General features: G+C 39.3%; 19 protein-coding genes and 1 pseudogene. 10 read left to right on the top strand and 10 right to left on the bottom strand.

The window, feature by feature from the left end; translation table 11 throughout:
- Positions 1–161 precede the first annotated feature (161 nt).
- Genes sdaAB through QM857_RS07495 form a run of 3 tightly spaced genes read left to right on the top strand, consistent with a single transcriptional unit; the run spans position 162 to position 2,367 of the window.
- A complete protein-coding gene (sdaAB, locus tag QM857_RS07505; RefSeq protein ID WP_004251057.1) occupies positions 162–833 on the top strand; it encodes an L-serine ammonia-lyase, iron-sulfur-dependent subunit beta in 672 nt (223 codons plus the stop codon).
- Between the two features lie 8 nt (positions 834–841).
- Positions 842–1,714, top strand: coding sequence for an L-serine ammonia-lyase, iron-sulfur-dependent, subunit alpha (gene sdaAA / locus QM857_RS07500; RefSeq protein WP_004251056.1), 873 nt, complete (start codon positions 842–844; stop codon positions 1,712–1,714).
- A 23-nt stretch (positions 1,715–1,737) separates the two neighbouring features.
- Positions 1,738–2,367, top strand: coding sequence for an HAD hydrolase-like protein (locus QM857_RS07495; RefSeq protein WP_414275563.1), 630 nt, complete (start codon positions 1,738–1,740; stop codon positions 2,365–2,367).
- 73 nt (positions 2,368–2,440) lie between these two features.
- Here QM857_RS07495 and QM857_RS07490 read toward each other — a convergent pair whose 3' ends face one another.
- The 5 genes from QM857_RS07490 to QM857_RS07470 form a co-directional block, all read right to left on the bottom strand.
- A complete protein-coding gene (locus tag QM857_RS07490) occupies positions 2,441–2,800 on the bottom strand; it encodes a DUF805 domain-containing protein (RefSeq protein WP_414275562.1) in 360 nt (119 codons plus the stop codon).
- Positions 2,801–2,873: 73 nt separating this feature from the next.
- Complete coding sequence (locus QM857_RS07485) at positions 2,874–3,338, bottom strand: DUF805 domain-containing protein (RefSeq protein WP_414275561.1); 465 nt, start codon at positions 3,336–3,338, stop codon at positions 2,874–2,876.
- A 151-nt stretch (positions 3,339–3,489) separates the two neighbouring features.
- A complete protein-coding gene (locus tag QM857_RS07480) occupies positions 3,490–3,846 on the bottom strand; it encodes a DUF805 domain-containing protein (RefSeq protein WP_414275560.1) in 357 nt (118 codons plus the stop codon).
- A 157-nt stretch (positions 3,847–4,003) separates the two neighbouring features.
- The gene (locus tag QM857_RS07475; RefSeq protein WP_414275559.1) at positions 4,004–5,854 is read right to left on the bottom strand and encodes a polysaccharide biosynthesis protein; all 1,851 of its coding nucleotides are present in this window, start codon (positions 5,852–5,854) and stop codon (positions 4,004–4,006) included.
- A 78-nt stretch (positions 5,855–5,932) separates the two neighbouring features.
- On the bottom strand, positions 5,933–6,763 hold the full coding sequence (locus tag QM857_RS07470; RefSeq protein WP_414275558.1) for a glycosyltransferase: 831 nt from the start codon (positions 6,761–6,763) through the stop codon (positions 5,933–5,935).
- Between the two features lie 218 nt (positions 6,764–6,981).
- Between QM857_RS07470 and QM857_RS07465 the strand changes: the two genes are divergently transcribed.
- The 7 genes from QM857_RS07465 (at position 6,982) to QM857_RS07435 (ending at position 13,504) form a co-directional block, all read left to right on the top strand.
- Positions 6,982–8,148, top strand: coding sequence for a CynX/NimT family MFS transporter (locus tag QM857_RS07465; protein ID WP_414275557.1), 1,167 nt, complete (start codon positions 6,982–6,984; stop codon positions 8,146–8,148).
- Positions 8,149–8,499: 351 nt separating this feature from the next.
- Entirely contained in the window at positions 8,500–9,996 is a 1,497-nt protein-coding gene (locus QM857_RS07460) for a gliding motility protein (protein ID WP_414275556.1), read from the top strand.
- A gap of 41 nt (positions 9,997–10,037) precedes the next feature.
- Entirely contained in the window at positions 10,038–10,463 is a 426-nt protein-coding gene (locus tag QM857_RS07455; RefSeq protein WP_414275555.1) for a hypothetical protein, read from the top strand.
- A gap of 171 nt (positions 10,464–10,634) precedes the next feature.
- Positions 10,635–10,961, top strand: a complete 327-nt coding sequence (locus QM857_RS07450; protein ID WP_414275554.1) for a PadR family transcriptional regulator — start codon at positions 10,635–10,637, stop codon at positions 10,959–10,961.
- Positions 10,948–11,541, top strand: a complete 594-nt coding sequence (locus QM857_RS07445; RefSeq protein WP_414275553.1) for a DUF1700 domain-containing protein — start codon at positions 10,948–10,950, stop codon at positions 11,539–11,541. Before QM857_RS07450 ends, QM857_RS07445 begins: the two co-directional genes overlap by 14 nt.
- A complete protein-coding gene (locus tag QM857_RS07440) occupies positions 11,534–12,484 on the top strand; it encodes a DUF4097 family beta strand repeat-containing protein (protein WP_414275551.1) in 951 nt (316 codons plus the stop codon). Before QM857_RS07445 ends, QM857_RS07440 begins: the two co-directional genes overlap by 8 nt.
- A gap of 54 nt (positions 12,485–12,538) precedes the next feature.
- A complete protein-coding gene (locus QM857_RS07435) occupies positions 12,539–13,504 on the top strand; it encodes a DUF6574 domain-containing protein (RefSeq protein WP_414275550.1) in 966 nt (321 codons plus the stop codon).
- A gap of 93 nt (positions 13,505–13,597) precedes the next feature.
- Here the strand turns inward: QM857_RS07435 and QM857_RS07430 are convergent, their stop codons facing one another.
- From QM857_RS07430 to QM857_RS07410, 5 genes and pseudogenes are all read right to left on the bottom strand, one after another.
- Entirely contained in the window at positions 13,598–14,467 is an 870-nt protein-coding gene (locus tag QM857_RS07430) for a DUF4299 family protein (protein WP_414275549.1), read from the bottom strand.
- 124 nt (positions 14,468–14,591) lie between these two features.
- Positions 14,592–15,578, bottom strand: a complete 987-nt coding sequence (locus QM857_RS07425) for a rhodanese-related sulfurtransferase (RefSeq protein WP_414275548.1) — start codon at positions 15,576–15,578, stop codon at positions 14,592–14,594.
- A gap of 160 nt (positions 15,579–15,738) precedes the next feature.
- Positions 15,739–15,935: pseudogene (locus QM857_RS07420) on the bottom strand (CPBP family intramembrane glutamate endopeptidase); the annotation flags it as partial.
- A gap of 159 nt (positions 15,936–16,094) precedes the next feature.
- On the bottom strand, positions 16,095–17,582 hold the full coding sequence (locus tag QM857_RS07415) for an ABC transporter substrate-binding protein (RefSeq protein ID WP_414275547.1): 1,488 nt from the start codon (positions 17,580–17,582) through the stop codon (positions 16,095–16,097).
- Between the two features lie 106 nt (positions 17,583–17,688).
- Entirely contained in the window at positions 17,689–18,609 is a 921-nt protein-coding gene (locus tag QM857_RS07410) for a carbohydrate ABC transporter permease (protein ID WP_025170531.1), read from the bottom strand.
- Positions 18,610–18,620: the final 11 nt, after the last annotated feature.

Raw genomic sequence — 18,620 nt, 5'->3', positions numbered from 1 at the left:
TGTTACAAAACTGTGATTTATTTACTTAAAAAAGCCACTTTTTGTTACAAAACCCTTGTTATTAAAGCTTTTTAATCTTTTTATATATTTCAGAAAGTAATTAAGCACTTACATCTAATCTTTGCTATAATAGAAGTAAGAATCTTTTTAAGGGGAAACAGATGCAATCACTTCGTTTTCAATCTGTCTTTGATATTATTGGTCCTGTGATGATTGGACCGTCTAGTAGTCACACGGCAGGAGCTGTTCGAATTGGTAAAATTGTTTCATCTATCTTTGATGATACTCCAACCGAAGTCGAATTCCAGCTTTTTAATTCTTTTGCAAAAACCTATCGCGGACACGGGACCGATCTTGCCCTCGTTGCTGGGATTTTAGGAATGGATACTGATGACCCAGAAATTCCAAATAGTCTAGAAATTGCTCATAAGCGTGGCATAAAAATTGTATGGACCATTCAAAAGGACAGTAATGCCCCCCACCCAAACACCACGAAAATCACTGTGAAGAACGATCGCAAGACTATCAGTGTAACAGGAATCTCAATCGGCGGTGGAAATATCCAGGTGACAGAATTAAATGGTTTTGCCGTATCTCTTAACATGAACACCCCTACCATCATCATAGTCCATCAGGATGTTCCAGGTATGATTGCTCATGTGACTGAAGCTCTTTCTCGCTTTGGCATCAATATCGCCCAAATGAATGTAACTCGAGAAAAAGCTGGCGAGAAAGCAATCATGATTATTGAAGTTGATAGTCGCAACTGTGAAGAATCTATCGAAGAAATTCGGAAAATTCCTCATTTGCACAATGTCAATTTCTTTCAATAGGAGAAAATATGTTTTACTCTATCAAAGAATTAGTCGAACAAGCCGAACTTGACTTCCAAGGAAATGTTGCTGAGCTCATGATTACTACTGAGTATGAGCTAACTGGTCGTGAGCGAGAAGAAGTTCTCCTCCTCATGGAACGTAACCTCGAAGTCATGAAAGCTTCCGTCGAGCTTGGTCTCAGCGAAAAGAAATCTCGTAGCGGTTTGACTGGTGGTGATGCAGCTAAGCTCGACCACTACATCAAAAAAGGAAAGACCTTATCAGACTTCACTGTCTTGTCTGCCGCCCGTAACGCCATTGCCGTTAATGAGCACAATGCCAAGATGGGCCTTGTGTGTGCGACACCAACTGCAGGTAGCGCAGGTTGTCTTCCTGCAGTTCTCACATCTGCTATTCAAAAGTTAGATTTAACGCATGAACAACAACTAGATTTTCTCTTTGCTGCCGGTGCTTTTGGGCTCGTCATTGCTAATAACGCTTCTATCTCGGGAGCCGAAGGAGGCTGTCAAGCCGAAGTTGGATCTGCCTCTGCCATGAGCGCTGCTGCCCTAACTCTAGCTGCAGGTGGAACTCCCTATCAAGCGAGTCAGGCTATCGCCTTCGTTATCAAAAACATGCTCGGTCTTATCTGCGATCCCGTTGCAGGTTTGGTTGAGGTTCCATGTGTTAAGCGTAATGCCATGGGAGCAAGTTTCGCCTTCATCGCAGCCGATATGGCTCTAGCTGGTATCGAATCAAAAATCCCCGTTGACGAAGTCATTGATGCCATGTACCAAGTAGGCTCTAGCCTCCCAACTGCCTTTCGTGAAACTGCCGAAGGTGGTCTTGCAGCCACACCGACAGGCCGTCGCCTTCAAAAAGAAATCTTCGGCGAATAATTTCAAGATTACTAGGAGAATCAATGTCATCCCTATCAGCCATCTTTTTCGACTTAGATGGAACCCTTGTGGACAGCTCTATCGGTATTCACAATGGCTTCACCTATACTTTTGAACAACTGGGAGTCCCTAGTCCAGATGCAAAAACCATCCGTGGTTTTATGGGGCCGCCATTGGAAACTAGTTTCGCTAGTTGCTTACCAACTGAGCAGATTGAGCTAGCTATCCAGCTTTATCGTTCCTACTATAAGGAAAAAGGAGTTTACGAAGCCCAACTATTTCCACAAATCAAGGAACTACTCACTGAACTAGCTCAACAATATCCTCTCTATATCACGACAACAAAAAATACTCCGACAGCAGTCCATATGACAGCTAATTTTGAAATCGATCACTTCTTTGACGGCATCTATGGTTCAAGTCCTCAAGCGGTGCATAAGGCAGATGTCATTCATCAAGCTTTGACAACTCATAAATTCGATCCAGAAAAAGTGGTCCTTATCGGAGATACTAAATTTGATATGATTGGCGCCCAAGAAACTGGCATTAAAAAACTAGCGGTTACTTGGGGATTTGGTGACGAGAAGGACCTCATGACCTATCAACCTGACTGGGTCGCACATCAACCAGCAGACATTTTACATCAACTATAATTGAAATCCTAAAAAAACACTCCAATTAAATTGGAGTGTTTTTTAATTTGTTCTTGCTTTGATCTGTCATTTATTAGCTAGTTACTTCCTTGGTTGGCATTGCAAGCAAGACTAAAAGAATAAATCCTCCCATTGGAGCGAAAGCGAGAAAAATGAAGGCCCAGTGAAATCCTGCGTCACGTAAACGACGAACTCTTAGAGCGATACTCGGTATGAATATCACTAGATAAAAAATGATATAAAAACTCAGAATTCCCACACTTGCGATAGGGTCTGCTACTTCTTCTTCAGCGAAGACAGCCTGAAAATAGGTAATATAAAGAGGAATGGACAAAATAGTGTTCATTATCCAAACCCACCAAAAATCCGGACGCGTTGAACGGCCTGAAAAGTCTGCAAACCCTTTAAAGAAATTTTTATAAGCGTTAATCATATGATACTCCTAATTATATGTTAAACAGGCATAAGAACTACCAGACAAGATTCAACCGTAAAGCAAGAATCTCTTAGTTCTTATCTGATTCTTCGAACGGTGTATCTTCGATGCCTTCTTCGACATTAACTGCCTGAGATTCACTATAGTTTACCACTTCAGTTTCTTTTGTCGGCATAGCATGTAAAATCAAAAGGGCAATCCCCCCCATAGGGACGAAGCGAAGGAAGATAAAGGCCCAGTGGAATCCGGCATCACGCAAACGGCGAACTGATAAAGCTAAAGTCGGTACCAAGATTGCTAGGTAGAAAATTGCATAAATAATGACAACTAAACCCAAAACCATAAAAGTAGCTTCGCTTACTGAATCGTCTATTGAATCCATCACGATACTAAGAAATACAGTGTAGAAATAGATAATCCAGAAAGGAATAGAAAGGATGAGGTTTCCTAACCAAACCCACCAGAAATCTGGACGCGTCGAACGCCCAGTGAACTCTGCATAATTCTTAAAAAAATTCTTATATGCGTCAATCATATGATACTCCCAATTTTTATTTTATCAGTAGATACTAAACTGTACAGTTATAGAACACTCCCAAATCTAGTAAAAGACCTGGGAGTGTCAGCAAATTATTCGACAAGACTGAAAATTCTTCGTCCTTGTAGCATTCTTCAGATAGTTAATCTTATAGGGTTTCCTTGGTTGGCATAGCGAAAAGAACTAGAAGAACAATACTACCTAGTGGAACGAATAAAATAAAGATCAATGCCCAGTGGAAACCAGCATCACGAAGGCGACGGACCATCAAAGCAAGTGACGGCAATAAAAGTGCTAGGCCAAAAATAAAATAGATAATAGCGATAAAGCCCAAAGTTATAAGAGCACCCTCTTTTCGCGAATTAGCCAGAGCATTTCCGTATGTTAAGAAGAAAGGAATATAAAGAATAATATTTCCAAGCCAAACCCACCAATAGTCGGAACGTGTTGAACGACCTGCAAAATCTACATATCCTTTAAAAAAATTCTTATAAGCGTTAATCATAAGTTACTCCCTAATTTTTTATTTACTATAGTTTACCATATCTGTTCAATAATAACAAGTTTGTTCAAAAAACTCTGAAAGTCTCTCGAAATCTAGAAAAAAGATACTATCCGCTCTTTCTCATAAACAGAAGTTGCAGATAATATCTTATCTATTTTTAGTCAGCATGTGTTGTTTCATTAGCAAAAGCTATGATTGCTCTCTTCAATTCAGAGCCTTGCAAGGTACGGAACTCTTCAATCTTCTGATTGATCATCTCAAGAGGCATTACATTTACTTTACCAACAAAGATTTTGTCCATTACTTGATTATCAACTAATTCAGTTGATACAAGCAACTCTTCGTATAGTTTTTCACCTGGGCGAATACCTACTTCTACGATTGGAATTTCATTTTCAGTATGACCACTGAGTAGAACCATTTTCTTAGCCAAATCGTAAATGCGTACTGGTTTGCCCATATCAAGGATAAAGACTTCTCCATCCTTTGCATAGGCACCCGCATGAATCACCAAGCGACTAGCTTCTGGAATGGTCATAAAGTAACGAGTCATTCGGAAGTCTGTCACCGTTACAGGCCCACCTTCAGCAATCTGACGTTCAAAGACAGGAATTACACTACCACGGCTACCGAGTACGTTACCGAAACGAACCGCACAGTAGGTAGATTGGCTACGTTGATTAAATCCTGTAACAATTAACTCAGCCACACGTTTAGTTGCTCCCATTACGTTTGGTGGATTAACGGCCTTATCTGTCGAAATCATGACCATTTTTGGAACTCGAGCAACGTCAACTGCCTTAGCAACATTATAAGTTCCAAGGATGTTATTCTTAAAGGCTTCTTTTGGATTGCGCTCCATCATCGGAACATGTTTATGGGCTGCAGCATGGTAAACAATCGCTGGTTCGTACTGTTCAAAAACTTGAAGCAGACGATCGTAATCTTGAATATCAGCAATGACAGGAACAAAATCAATTTCCTGGAACTTGCGAATCAATTCATGGTAAATCAGATAAATAGAGTTTTCTCCATGACCGAGCAAAATGACACGTTCAGGATTGAATCGACTAACTTGACGGCAGATTTCTGAACCAATCGAACCTCCGGCTCCAGTCACCAAGATTGTTTTGCCAGTGATTTCAGAACCCAGACGTGATTCATCAAGCTGAATCTCTTTACGTCCCAACAGGTCTGTGATATCAATTTTCTGGAAACCACCTGCTTGAGGCTGGATACCTTGCACAACTGACTCAATCATCGGCATCTTAAAGCATTTTACACCGATATGGTTACACATTTGCAGGATTCGTTCATATTCAGATGGATCTAGAGACGGAATCGCAACGATAACTTTTTCAACTCTGTAGCGTTTAGCCAATTCTGGTAGATCATCATAAGAACCCAAAACTGGGATTTTCCCAAGCTTTTGTCCTTTTTTCTTTTCATCATTATCCAGAATTCCGACCAATTCGAGGTCACTGGTAGGATGTTGGTAGCTATCCATAAAGAGCGCGCCACCATCACCGGCACCAATCAAGAAGGTACGACGGTGTTCTCCTTCGCCATTTCCCTTTCTACGTCTTGAGTAAATCAACTGCCAGGTGATACGAGGAAGGAGAATCAAGAAGGTAGTTAATAGGATAAAGAGTACGATAAAGCGGACAGAAAAGAGTGGCAAGAAAGCATAGCAGATCACATAAGATAAGATACTACTGATAGTTACTCCGAAGAAAATCTTCATAAAATCTGTGATTTTGCTATATCTACTAATACTAGCATTCAGCCCCCAAAATCCAATCATAAGCTGGTAGAAAAGGAAGGTTAGACCTGTATAAATGACATAGTCTACCGGGGCTGGATTAATCAAGCCATAAAATAGAATATAGGAAACAATAATTGATAAGACCATACTGGCAATATCAAAAAATCCCCAAAATATTTGTTTCTGTTGTTTATTTAATACTTCAACCAGATCAATTACGTAATCTGTTATTTTTTTATTCATGTGAATGGTATCCTCCTATACAGAATCACATTTTCTAGCAGTAATAAGATATAGTTTTAAAATCCTATCAGCTAGACATTACTTGCTTTTTCTTAGAAGTTTCAAAAATATAAACTGTCGCACAAATCCTGGACATAGGGCAACGACAACTTGGATTAAAACACTTTTCAGATATTCGCCATAAGAAATCTGTCCTCGAGCGTGCATTCTTTGACGTGCTTGGCGATAGAGTTTGAGGTAGCGAAGACCTCCACGGCGTTCAAACATCCCCGCTCCCACGCGCACCTTACATAGAATTTGATCCACATTTCCAGTTCGAGCTCCAGCACTAATCATATTGAGCCAGAGAAGATCATCTTCCATATAAAGACCGTCCTCGTAGTTACCAGCCTTTAGCACCATTTCTTTTTTGAACATAACAGTCATATGATTAAAGGCACTTCTCATACGTTGGTAGACAATGATATCCTCATGCTTAGTCGGTACACGACGATAAGACACAATCTCGTCAGGTTGGTCGATAAACTCTGCGATATGACCACCTAGCAGGTCCAAGTTTTCTTTTTCCATCAATTCGAACTGTTGTTCGAAACGGTCTTCAACAGCAATATCATCTGTATCCATACGAGCAATGACATCATACTGACACTGTAAAACACCATATTGAAGGGCCAAGCCTAGACCACGATTTTGTTCAAGTGGGCAACGTTTGATTGGGATACTTGACTGTGCTTCCAATTTCTCCAAAACTTGATACAGTTCAGGTGTTAGCGGACCATCTTCGACGATTACCACTTCGCTAGGTTTGAGCGTTTGATGTAAGATACTCTCTACTGCCTCTTCTAGGAAGGCTGGATTTTCTTTAACATAGACTGACATCAGGACGCTAAATTTACGATTTTCAGACACAGTAGTTCTCCAATGTATAGATTTTCTTTCACTATTTTATCACAATTTTTCAGACTTTCCTATTTTTATTTGAATCCCAGAAAAAAACTAGTAAATATATTGTCCTTATTTTCTATGATTTCCTTTGGGAAAATCGAGGATTACCTCACGTTAGCTTGACATCTTTAGGGAAAAAAATTAAAATAAGCTGTTATCAAAATCAGCTTATTGAGGTTCACATGAAAAAACGATCACTCTTTTTTATTCTAGGAATTATCTTAATCGGAGCGGTCTTAAGGGCTCCTTTCACAGCTTTGCCAACTGTTTTGGGAGATATTGCCCAAGGTTTAGGCGTGGAAGTTAGTTCACTTGGTGTTTTGACCAGTCTCCCTCTCTTGATGTTTGCCATCTTCTCCTCTTTTGCGACCCGTTTGGCTCAAAAAATTGGACTCGAGCACCTTTTCACCTATAGTCTTATCGTATTGACCATCGGTTCAGTGATTCGTATCTTTAATCTTCCTCTACTCTATCTAGGGACTTTACTTATCGGAGCAAGTATTGCGATCTTTAACGTGCTCCTTCCTAGCGCCATTCAGGCCAATCACCCACAAAAGATTGGCTTTCTGACAACCATCTATGTGACCTCTATGGGGATTACAACGGCTCTTGCTTCCTATCTCTCTGTACCCATTACTCAGGCGACATCTTGGAAAGGCTTGATCCTCTGTTTATCCTTGGTCTGCCTACTAACTTTAGTTGCCTGGCTCCCCAATCATCGTCACAATCATTTTCTAAAAGGATGTGAGAAAAAACAAAAGAAAGAGAATATCTTAAAAAACAAGGAAGTTTGGGCTGTTATTGTATTCGGTGGACTTCAGTCCTTACTCTTCTATACCAGTATGACCTGGTTACCAACCATGGCCATCAGTGCTGGCTTATCTCACACAGATGCCGGTCTTTTAGCTTCGATCTTTTCTCTGACTAGCATCCCCTTCTCGATGACTATTCCAAGTTTAACGACTCGTTTGTCCAATCGTCACCGTCAAATCATGCTGACAGTCATCTCTGTCGCTGGATTGCTTGGAATTGCCATGCTTTTATACCCGAACAAGAGTTTCCTCTACTGGTTAGTAGCGCATCTCTTGATTGGTACTGCCTGTAGCGCTCTTTTCCCTTACCTCATGGTTTGCTTCTCCATCAAAACTAGCTCTCCTGAAAAGACAGCCCAATTGTCTGGACTTGCCCAGACCGGCGGCTACATTTTGGCAGCTGTCGGTCCAACTCTCTTTGGTTATAGTTTTAACTTTTTCCATTCGTGGATCCCAGCTGTACTGGCTCTTCTAGTTATTGATATCATCATGACGGTCGCCCTCTTTATGGTGGATAAATCGGATAAAATCCTCTAAAAAGGTTTTTAGAATTTGCCACAAATAAACACACTTTGAAAGCCAGACTGAGTCTGGTTTTTTTGGATCTTCACAACATTTTAAAAAGTATAGATTTACCAAGTATACTACTGTTTCTACGCGCAAAAATGGTATAATAAAGCTAGGAAAACTCCGGTTACACTTTATTAGGAGTAGCACTATTTGGGTACATTAAAGGTTATTACTTTGGGAATTGATAGTTGATGCGATGCTAAAGTAGAAATTATAAACGTCTACATTTATAATTGTTTTAACACCATTAAGAAATTTTGATTAGATAAAAAATCTTGATTAACTAAGGACCATCGAATCATATAAGGAGAAATTTGTATGCTAGCAAAAGCAGGGGACGTCTATTGTGTTTACAATTTCCATCTAAAAAAATACATAGCTTGCCAGATAACCAAGATCGAAGAGGGGGAGAAAAAGTCGCAGGCTGTCCTACTGTCATTAGACTGGTCAGGAGAACAACCTCTTAGAGAAGAAGAACTATCTTCTTTGAAGCCACTCTATATAGATTTTATGTACTGGGAAAGAGACTTACATCTTAGTAATGTTGATATTCATGTACCGTCACATTATATTTTTATTGGTAATACAACACCATTAACAACTGAAAGCACCAATACTTATGCTATGTTTTGGGGAAATGGTTACGATATTTACAGGCAACTGAAATGGCAAGAAATACCAAAAGAAAAAAGAGATTTATTTAAGAAAGCAGATAAAAGCAAGGAAAAAGTTTCATTTGCAGGAAATGAGTGCCGTATTTCTAAACACAATATTAATGACGAGTGGACGCCTTTTGAAGACGCATTAGAATTAAAGGTCTTTCCTTGTTTATCTAAGTTGGCATTAACTAGATGGCACAAAAATATATATGAGTATTTGCAGTCAACTCCTTTTATTACAGAACTAGTTCTTAATAATCATGGACAAACAAAACTGGATTTTTCTAAGACATCCATACATCGGCTTTCCATTGATTTGACAGGCGTAGAGGAACTTAGACTAAACGATGATTTGGAGGAGCTAGTCTTATTAGGAGACATGAGCGACAATTGTCAAATACTTGTAAAGGACCATGGAGCCAGCTTACGATTACAACTTGATAGTTCTCTACCTAAGGCACTGGGATTAAAAGATTTAGGAGCCATCCATTGTTCTAACATCCTTGAAATAGACTTTGCACAAATCTTGAATAACTATCCAAGACTTAGGGAATTAAGATTGTGGGGGAAACCTGGTCATATTCTCAATTTCCATAAATTATCAGAGTTCAAAGAGTTAGTCATGTTTTCCACTGTTGATTTGTTTGGCTTTACTGCAGAGGATATTCCCAAACCAGAAGATTTACCTCGATTAAGTATGTTTTGGATGAGCAGCTTACCAGAAGAGGCCGCTAAAGTAGCCAAAAAATATTATAAAAAACAGCAGGACAAGGGACTGAATCTTTGGATAACAAAACCGAGAAAAGCTGAATGGCTAGCCCAAAACCTAGACAATCCATTTCGCTCATGGGATGGACAAGAAAATATTTCAACCGCAAACGCAGAAAAAGCAGCCTCTCTATATAGAAAGACTAGAGCAAGTGTTATAAAGCTTCTAGAAAACCCCAACGAGGACACTATGAAACACATAGAAGTCCTCATAAGAGAGTATACTCAAGGTTTCAATAAAATGGACAAGCGTAACTATTTTATTGAAACAATCGAGAGAGAGGATATCTATGATGCCCTGGTCAAGATCTTAGTTTTACTACCTGAAGATTTAGGGATGGACAAAGAAAAATTTATAGAAATCTTTGATGAGCTAAAAGATTTTTAAATGAGAAGTTTTTCTAGTTCATTCTTGAAACGGAGATTATCATGACTAACTTTATACAGACTATCACAGTAGAAAATCGGCAGGTCGACAAAGAAAATTACTTTACAATTGGCTACTCTCCAGAGATAGAAAAATCTTTACTGTGTGTTTATATTTCTTGGATTGCTGGTTACGAACGCTATTACGAGTTAGATGACGAAGATTTGGCTCTCTTTGAAAGCAAACGAGAAGAATTTCTCAAAAAATATGAAAAAGAAATCAAGGCTTATCGGACTGAAAGATTGATTGGTTCTGGGGCTCTGAAGGATTACAATTTTAGTTCTTTGCCTGAGAATATCCTAAAAAACTTGGATAGCTATCCTCCATTTAACGGATATGTCTATCAAAACGGCATCCTCTGTGCCAAAATCAAGATTGAAGACAAGTATTTTTATCTTCCGCCCATTTATGATGAGGATTGCAGATAAGTATTGCCTCAAAGTAATGCAAAACAGCCTCCAATCTTCTAGTTTTTACTAGAAGATTTTTATATATAAAAATTTTACACATATTGCTTGACAGGGCTTACATTTAGATGTATGATGTATGTGTAGAATAATTATATATAAAATTTTTATATACTAAAAAGGAGGTGCCCCATGTATTTTCCGACATCAGCGGCCTTGATTGAATTTCTCATCTTGGCCATCCTAGAACAAGGGGATTCCTATGGTTATGAAATTAGTCAAACAATTAAACTCATTGCCAAAATCAAGGAATCTACCCTCTACCCCATCTTGAAAAAACTGGAAACCAACCGCTATCTGACTACATACTCTCGCGAATACCAAGGTCGGATGCGGAAATACTATTCCTTAACAGAGATTGGAGAGGAACAATTGCTTGTCCTTCGAGAAGAATGGACACTCTACACTGACACTATCAACGGCATCATAGAAGGGAGCGTTCGCCATGACAAGAACTGAATATTTGAATCAGCTTGAAGCCTATCTGATGAAGCTTCCTCAATCTGATCGTATCGAAGCCATGGACTACTTCAAAGAACTCTTTGATGATGCTGGTCCTGAAGGCGAGGAAGACCTAATAGCTAGCCTGGGAAGTCCAAAAGAAGCTGCCCATGATGTCCTGACTACACTTCTTGATAAAAAAATCAACGAAGAAAATTCCAATAAGAACAACCGTCAGGTTTTACAAATCGCAATCATCGCACTTCTGGCAGCTCCTATCGGAATTCCAGTCGGAATTGCTCTTCTCATGGCTATCATCGGGATTTTTATCGCTGCTGTCAGCGTACTTATGGCCTTCTTTGCTGTATCAGTGGCTGGACTAATCCTAGGAGGCGTTCTCCTATTTGAAAGCTTCTACGTTCTGACTGAATCGACATCTGCTTTTGTGCTGATTTTTGGAGGAGATTTATTAGCGATTGGGGCTTCGTCTCTAGTCTTACTAGCAACTTCTTATGTGACCCGTTTCTTTGGATTACTAGTCCTTCGACTTATCCAATGGATTCTTAATAGAGGAAAGAGAGGTGAAAGACATGCGTAAATGGACAAAAGGATTTCTTATCTTTGGTGTTGTTACCAGTATCATCGGTTTTTCAATGATAATCATCGGCATCCAAACAGACGGTGTCAGAGGCCTCCTTGCAATGTCACAAAAACCAGTCTTTGAGAGCCGAATGGAAGAGATCGTTTTTGATCAAGATATTGAAAATCTTAACATGTCACTGACAGAACATTCGTTAGTCATTAGAGAATCTAGCGATGACAAGATTCACCTTCAGTATCACCCGACCATCTCTGAAAAAGAAAACCTTCAACACTCTATCAAAGAGAAAAGTCTTGAAATAACTGATACTAAATCAACTACACGTCGTTCTGTAGGTTCTAGTATCGAGGGTATCCTATTTATCGTAAGCGGAGTCTCTAGCCGCAATGATGAGGTCGTTCTATCGTTGCCAAAAGGAAGAGAATTAAAAGATCTAACCGCCCAGGTCGACCACGGTGTCCTTTCGATTGCCGATGTAAAAGTCAGCAATGCCAAGATCCAGTCAAATGGCTATCTTCTTCGTATCACTAATAGCGAGATAAAAAATAGCCAACTGACCACAACTGGAATTGTCAATGTATTTGGAACAAGTCTAACAGATAGCCGTATCCTAGCAGAACATGAACATATCTCTGTAGACGACATCCAAGTGCACGGTAAGGTAGAATTCGAAGCAGAAAATGACATCATACTCATGTTGTCCCGAAAAGAGCTTGAACGAATCAATCTCAATCTCTCATCAGAATATGGGGCTATCTATCATCGAACTCGAGAAGGAGTGAATCCTGTCCAGGGAAATGATGTAAATAGGGACGAAGAATTCTCCAATCCTTACAAAGTAGAGAAAAAAGATACACAAGACCTCCTCGTCGCAAAGGCAGGTCAAGATATCAACATTCCAGACGAACCGGATCGCTCACCCAATTCGAGAAATCATTAATAACCATCATTTATCATTACTACTCAAACAAGAAATAAAAAAGGAGGTCTCATCATGACTCAAGAATGGTTCGAAAGTGCTGATTTTGAGAAAACAGCCAACAATGAGAAAAAAGAAAACCCATCTGATCCAGTCATTCCCGAGGAAGAACTGAAAGAAAAAGAAGAGGCGCCAGTGGCTGAAGAAAATCTTCAAGCCAATCCTGAAAATCAGGAAACTGACCTAGAAAAAGTAGAGGCTGAAGAAGAAGAAACTGAAGAAGCTGAAGAAGAACTGGTAACAAAGACAGACAAGTCAGAAGAACCTGTTAAAGAAGTTTCTCAGACAAGCAAATCTTTGGAAAGCCCGTTTTTACCAGATCCTACACCTACAAAAACTGCAATCTTCAAAGAAGAATTGGCTGATTTTTGGACTTGGCTACTAGGTGCTCTTAAAGAGCCGACAGCAAGCATTGATACAGATAAAAAACATAGTTATAACGCCTTTGCGCTCCTAACTATCTTTTCTGCTCTTAGTTTCTTCTGTGCGATTTATCATATCAAGCATAACTACTACGGCCATATGGCGGCTATCAACTCTCATGTCAGCGAGCAGTTCCCTTCACTGAATCTCTTTTCTATCTTCTCCATCTTGGTAGCGACAAGTTTATTCTTCTTTTCTATCCTTATGGGTGGATTTGTAGTTAAACGTTTTGTCAATCAGGACAATGACTGGACGCTGGAAAAATCCTTGCAAGAGTACAGCAGACTCTTCGCCCTTCCTCTCCTACTCACAGGTATTGCCAGTTTCTTTGCCTTCTTTAATAGTCTACGCTTTGCGGCTCTTCTCTGCCTCATTAGCATTGGTCTGGTACTTCTTGCCAACCTCTATACCATCTCAAGACCAAGTAAAGATAGCCAAACTGATCCCTTCTATCGCCTTCTCTTGGCATTTCTAGTTAACGGTGGTATCCTATTTCTCTTCTTCCTAGCAGAAATGACTCTGGTTTTTGAATATCTACGAATCCTAGCCTTTATGTAAGATAAAATCCTGTCACTCTGACAGGATTTTTTGTACACAAAAAGCAGACCAAAAATCTGCCTTTTCTTATTTTTTATAACTACTATCTTTCGTTTATTTCTCTAGTTCACTATTTACTAATGCTTCAAAATCTTTCCCTAAAACAGGGCCTACTTCTACTTGGTTAGCATCTAAGTCCTGATAAAGTTCTTTTGGCAAAGCTTCTAAAAACGCTTGATAATCCAGTCTAGCTACTGCTTCATAGTCTTCTGGTTTTGAACCATCTCCAGAGATTTTCACTAGGTCAATCTCCCATACAAGCTCCTTGCCTACTAACTGTTCAACGTAAGGTGCTGGAATCACAGGTTCTTTTGGTAAGATAGTTTTTACTCCCTGAGCTAGGTGGTAGATACCATGAACCTTACCTTCTCCATCTGGATAAAATTTAGCGCTGGCAGGATAAGCATCTGAACCTTGAACTTTCTTGACTAATTCTTCAAAACGCGCCAAACCACCTTCTTCTGAGAAGCTTTCCAAATCCTTCTTATCAAAATAAATAGGTGATAAAATTCCTTGGCAGAAGCCCAAACGAGCAGCCTTATCCGCTAGATAGCTCTTGACAGTTTCTTGGAAATAGTTTTCCAAGTCAAAGTCTGCTAAGCCTTCAACTGCTTCACCAACCTTACTAGACAAAGCACGCAAGAGCCCTTCTACAATTTCCCAGTCAGCTCTTGTAATCAAGTCAGGAATGATGACTTGATAGCCTTTTTGAGCATCTAGATATCGAACTTTAAAGAGAAATTGAGACTTACCTACGATTCCACACTCGATATACTCAAGGCGATTGAGGGGTTGACGGAGGTAGACAGCATCATAACTATGCGACTCTAGGCCTTCTACTAAACCTAAAATTGATTTGGCCGTAAGAATCTCCTGTTGTCCTAAAATACTTTGTTTATTTGGAATAAAAAATGTTTTCACCATAAATGGTCTCCTTTGAAATCGTTTACATATAGTATACACCATTTTCCTGAAAGATGCAGAAACAAATTTAAGATTTTTTGGTCAAAAGCATAGAAAAACAGCCCTGAAAGGCTGTTAATACCTATTATATAACTTCAGAATGATCTAGGTTCTCACCAATCGCTGCTAAACGCTCGATAACTTGATCTTGCGTCAATTCATGTTCTAAAACATAGCGATTACGTGGGTGAACACGGCACTCGTGCGAGCAACCACGGAGATATTTATCTTCGTTGTCTTCTGATGCCAAGATACGACGGTTACAAAATGGATTTCCACAGTTGACATAGCGTTCACATGGTGTTCCATCAAACCAATCTTTCCCTACAATGGTTGGATTGACATGGTTGACATCGACTGCAATACGCTCGTCAAAGACATACATTTTCCCATCCCAAAGTTCCCCTTGAACTTCTGGATCTTTCCCGTAAGTCGCAATTCCTCCGTGTAATTGACCGACATCTTTATAGCCTTCACGGACCATCCAACCTGAGAATTTCTCACAGCGGACTCCACCTGTACAGTAAACAACGACACGTTTATCCATGAATTTTTCTTTGTTATCACGGACCCATTGTGGTAATTCACGGAAGTTGCGGATGTTAGGACGGATAGCCCCACGGAAGTGTCCAAGGTCGTACTCATAGTCATTACGAGTATCAAGGACCACTGTATCTTCATCTAGGAGGGCTTCTTTAAATTCTTTTGGTGACAAGTAAGCACCTGTTGTTTCAAGAGGGTTGATGTCGTTATCAAAGTTATCATCCTCTAAACCAAGGTGAACGATTTCCTTTTTGTAGCGAACAAACATCTTCTTGAAGGCTTGCTCACTTTCTTCGTCAATCTTGAACCAGAGGTCTTCCATACCTGGAAGGCTGTGAACGTAGTCCATGTATTTTTGCGTTGTTTCGTAGTCACCAGAAACGGTTCCGTTGATCCCTTCATCAGCGACTAGGATACGACCTTTGAGGCCGATTGATTTACAGAAAGCCAAGTGGTCTGCAGCAAATTGTTCCGCGTTTTCGATGGGAACATATTTATAGTAAAGTAAAACTCGAATATCTTTTGACATGTGCTTCTCTTTTCTAAGATTAAATTATCAGAATTTTTCATTCAACTATACCAGTATACTCTCCCAAGAAAGCGAATGCAATTTATTTGACCGAAAAATAAAAAACAAGACTCATTTTCAGATCTTGTTTTAATTAAATATTCGATGAAGAAAAGTTAACAAAAAGATATCCATGACCTGTCTTGAATAAAATACTAATCATGATGCCAATAAAGACCAGATTGATAAGATTTCGAATCCAGAAAAAATTGCCAATAGTTTTGGATTATAAGTGTTAGCTGAGAAAGTCCATATACGAAAAATATGTAAGTAGGATAAGATTGCACTAATTTTGAAAATAAGATGGTATTTTTTCATGTACCTATTATCAACGCTACTTGTAAGGCAAATGTCTGGGTTTCAAGTACAGATAATTATATGTATTTGCTCAAAAAAAGAATCACCACCCCGTCTGGAAAATTCCAGACAAGGCAGTGATCGCATCTTTTAGGAATGAATACACGAAATCAATCTATCTTAAGATTTTTTGTTTTTCAAGAATTCGTCGTATTGTTTTTGCATTTCATCCAATACTTTTTGGTAAGCACCTTCAGATTTAAGTTTTTCCATCAATTCTGGAATAGCTTTTTCTGGGTCTACAGTACCAGTGTTGATAGCTGTATCGAATTGTTGCATAGTGTTAGTGATAGCTGAGATTTCAGATTTCACGTTGTCAGTGTTAAAGATGAATCCAAGCGCTGGAGATTCTTTTGCAGTTTCCAAGTCTTTCTTAGATTGTGCAATTTGTTCATCTGTAACGTTTTCGTTGATGTAAAGGATCCAGTTGTTACCAGTGTTCCATCCTGACATGTGAGTGTTTCCTTTGTATCCGTCAAGAACTTTAACACGGTTTTCTTTACCTGCTACTTTTTCCCAGTTCTTGCCTTCTGGTCCATAAACAAGGCCGTTCAAGAGTTCTGGGTTAGTGTTCAAGAGGTTCAACACTTCCATTGCTTTTTCTTTGTTCTTAGAGTTGTTTGAGATTACAAAGTTTGCAACTTGAGTTGTTTGGTTTTTCTTGATGAAGTTAGTGAATGGTTTGATTTGGATGTCTCTGTTAGCAACACGAGAAAGCAAGCTGCTACCGTAGTCAGCTGGTCCTACTGTTTCTTCGCGAACAAGCCAAGTATCTTGAGTAAGGTCATATGAAGTATCACTAGTTGCTACGTCTTTTGGAATGTATCCTGCTTCATAGTATTTGTGCATAGTCTTCAAGTGTTCTACGAAACGAGGAACTTCGTAACGGTTTACGATCTTAGTAGTGTCGCCTTCAAGGTCAATGACGAATGGAAGACCATTTGCAACTGGGTAGTCAAAGTTTTCTGATGGGATAAAGTTTTTACCAACAGCGAATGGCATTACATCTGGAGCTTTTTCTTTGATTTGTTTCAATACTGGTTCAAGTGTTTCGTATGAAGTTACACCTGAGATATCGATACCATATTTTTCAAGAAGTGGGCCGTTGAAGGCAAAGTTTTGTGAAGATGCAACGTTAGCTGCAACTGGAACTGCATAGATTTTACCGTTTACAGTGTTACCCTTGATGTAAGCTGGATCAAGCGCTTTGTAAAGGTCAGCTCCTTCTTTCTTGTACAATTCTGTCAAGTCAGCATAAGCACCTTTTTGAGCGTTTACGACATAGTTATCTGCAAAGGCGATATCATAGTTTTCACCTGATGAAGTGATAACTGACATTTTCTTGCTGTAGTCACCCCAACCAAGGTATTGGATATCCAATTTAGCACCAACTTTTTCTCCGATGATTTTGTTTGCATTTTCTAGCAATTCATCCAAGTTATCTGGTTTGTCACCGATTTGGTACATTTTGATAACAGTTGCATCACCTGATGATGATGATTCAGCAGCTTTTTGGTTATTTCCTTTAAGGTTACCACAAGCTGCAAGGCTAGCAGCCAAAGCTACAAGGCTAGCTGATGCAAAAGCATATTTTTTCCAGTTTTTCATGATAAAAACTCCTTTTTTTATTTTTAAATTTAAAACAATTTTAGTGATCTACTTTTCAACAAAGAAAAGTTAGATAGGGTAGAGAAAGCTTGTTTCTCAGTGTCTCTTATTCTTTAACACCACCGATAGTTAAACCTTTTACAAAGTAGCGTTGGAAGAATGGATAGAGAATCGCAATTGGAACAGTCGCAACTACGACCATGGCCATACGACCTGTTTCTTTTGGTAGGGCAACTGCAAGTTGTCCTGACATCCCAACTGACTTAGCAATGTAATCCATGTTGTTTTGAATTTGCATGAGCAAATATTGCAATGGATACAAGTTATCACTCTTGATGTAAAGAAGGGCATTGAACCAGTCGTTCCAGAATCCAAGTGCTGTCAAAAGTGTGATAGTCGCAATCCCTGGAAGAGAGAGTGGTAAACAGATTTGGAAGAAGATCCGCGCCTCGCTAGCACCATCGATACGAGCTGATTCGAGGATTGCTTCTGGAATGGTTTTCTTGAAGAAAGACCGCATCAACATGATGTTGAATGGTGATAGAAGCATCGGAACAATCAAGGCCCAAATAGTATCACCCAAGTGAAGTAACTGAGTTACCACGATATAGCCTGGTACCAAACCAGCATTGAACAACATACTAAGAAGAGCAAAGATTGTAAAGAATTTGCGATACTTAAATGTTGAACGTGAGATAGCATAAGCGTATGTTGTTGTGATAAATACGTTTGTCAATGTACCGACAACTGTCACAAAGGCTGAGATAAAGAGCGCTTGTAAAATTTTGTCTTTAAACTGAGCCAAGAATTGGAATCCATCTACACCAAACTTGGAAGGGAAGAAACTATATCCATATTGAACAATACTCTTCTCATCTGTAACTGAAATAATGATTACGAAGATGAAAGGCAAGATACAAGAGAAGGCCAGCAAACCAGATATGATACTAAAGAAGATATCTGCCTTTTTGCTGAAGGAGTGTATGCCAACATTATCAATTTTTTCTTTTTGAATTTTTTTTGCCATATGCTCCTCCT

Origin of the sequence: Streptococcus infantis (assembly GCF_047463315.1) — a bacterium.
Taxonomy (GTDB): Bacteria; Bacillota; Bacilli; order Lactobacillales; family Streptococcaceae; genus Streptococcus; species Streptococcus infantis_AB.
The sequence above is the reverse complement of the archived record's forward strand: the minus strand, read 5'-3'. Positions and strand labels throughout refer to the sequence as shown.

What these genes read in the sequence shown, in the direction of transcription:
- QM857_RS07410 (WP_025170531.1), bottom strand. Translation starts at nt 18,609, where the DNA reads ATGGCAAAAAAAATTCAAAAAGAAAAAATTGATAATGTTGGCATACAC.
- QM857_RS07465 (WP_414275557.1), top strand. Translation starts at nt 6,982, where the DNA reads ATGAAAAAACGATCACTCTTTTTTATTCTAGGAATTATCTTAATCGGA.
- QM857_RS07460 (WP_414275556.1), top strand. Translation starts at nt 8,500, where the DNA reads ATGCTAGCAAAAGCAGGGGACGTCTATTGTGTTTACAATTTCCATCTA.
- QM857_RS07455 (WP_414275555.1), top strand. Translation starts at nt 10,038, where the DNA reads ATGACTAACTTTATACAGACTATCACAGTAGAAAATCGGCAGGTCGAC.
- QM857_RS07435 (WP_414275550.1), top strand. Translation starts at nt 12,539, where the DNA reads ATGACTCAAGAATGGTTCGAAAGTGCTGATTTTGAGAAAACAGCCAAC.
- QM857_RS07445 (WP_414275553.1), top strand. Translation starts at nt 10,948, where the DNA reads ATGACAAGAACTGAATATTTGAATCAGCTTGAAGCCTATCTGATGAAG.
- QM857_RS07430 (WP_414275549.1), bottom strand. Translation starts at nt 14,467, where the DNA reads ATGGTGAAAACATTTTTTATTCCAAATAAACAAAGTATTTTAGGACAA.
- sdaAA (WP_004251056.1), top strand. Translation starts at nt 842, where the DNA reads ATGTTTTACTCTATCAAAGAATTAGTCGAACAAGCCGAACTTGACTTC.
- QM857_RS07425 (WP_414275548.1), bottom strand. Translation starts at nt 15,578, where the DNA reads ATGTCAAAAGATATTCGAGTTTTACTTTACTATAAATATGTTCCCATC.
- QM857_RS07475 (WP_414275559.1), bottom strand. Translation starts at nt 5,854, where the DNA reads ATGAATAAAAAAATAACAGATTACGTAATTGATCTGGTTGAAGTATTA.
- QM857_RS07450 (WP_414275554.1), top strand. Translation starts at nt 10,635, where the DNA reads ATGTATTTTCCGACATCAGCGGCCTTGATTGAATTTCTCATCTTGGCC.
- QM857_RS07490 (WP_414275562.1), bottom strand. Translation starts at nt 2,800, where the DNA reads ATGATTAACGCTTATAAAAATTTCTTTAAAGGGTTTGCAGACTTTTCA.
- QM857_RS07480 (WP_414275560.1), bottom strand. Translation starts at nt 3,846, where the DNA reads ATGATTAACGCTTATAAGAATTTTTTTAAAGGATATGTAGATTTTGCA.
- QM857_RS07495 (WP_414275563.1), top strand. Translation starts at nt 1,738, where the DNA reads ATGTCATCCCTATCAGCCATCTTTTTCGACTTAGATGGAACCCTTGTG.
- QM857_RS07440 (WP_414275551.1), top strand. Translation starts at nt 11,534, where the DNA reads ATGCGTAAATGGACAAAAGGATTTCTTATCTTTGGTGTTGTTACCAGT.
- sdaAB (WP_004251057.1), top strand. Translation starts at nt 162, where the DNA reads ATGCAATCACTTCGTTTTCAATCTGTCTTTGATATTATTGGTCCTGTG.
- QM857_RS07485 (WP_414275561.1), bottom strand. Translation starts at nt 3,338, where the DNA reads ATGATTGACGCATATAAGAATTTTTTTAAGAATTATGCAGAGTTCACT.
- QM857_RS07415 (WP_414275547.1), bottom strand. Translation starts at nt 17,582, where the DNA reads ATGAAAAACTGGAAAAAATATGCTTTTGCATCAGCTAGCCTTGTAGCT.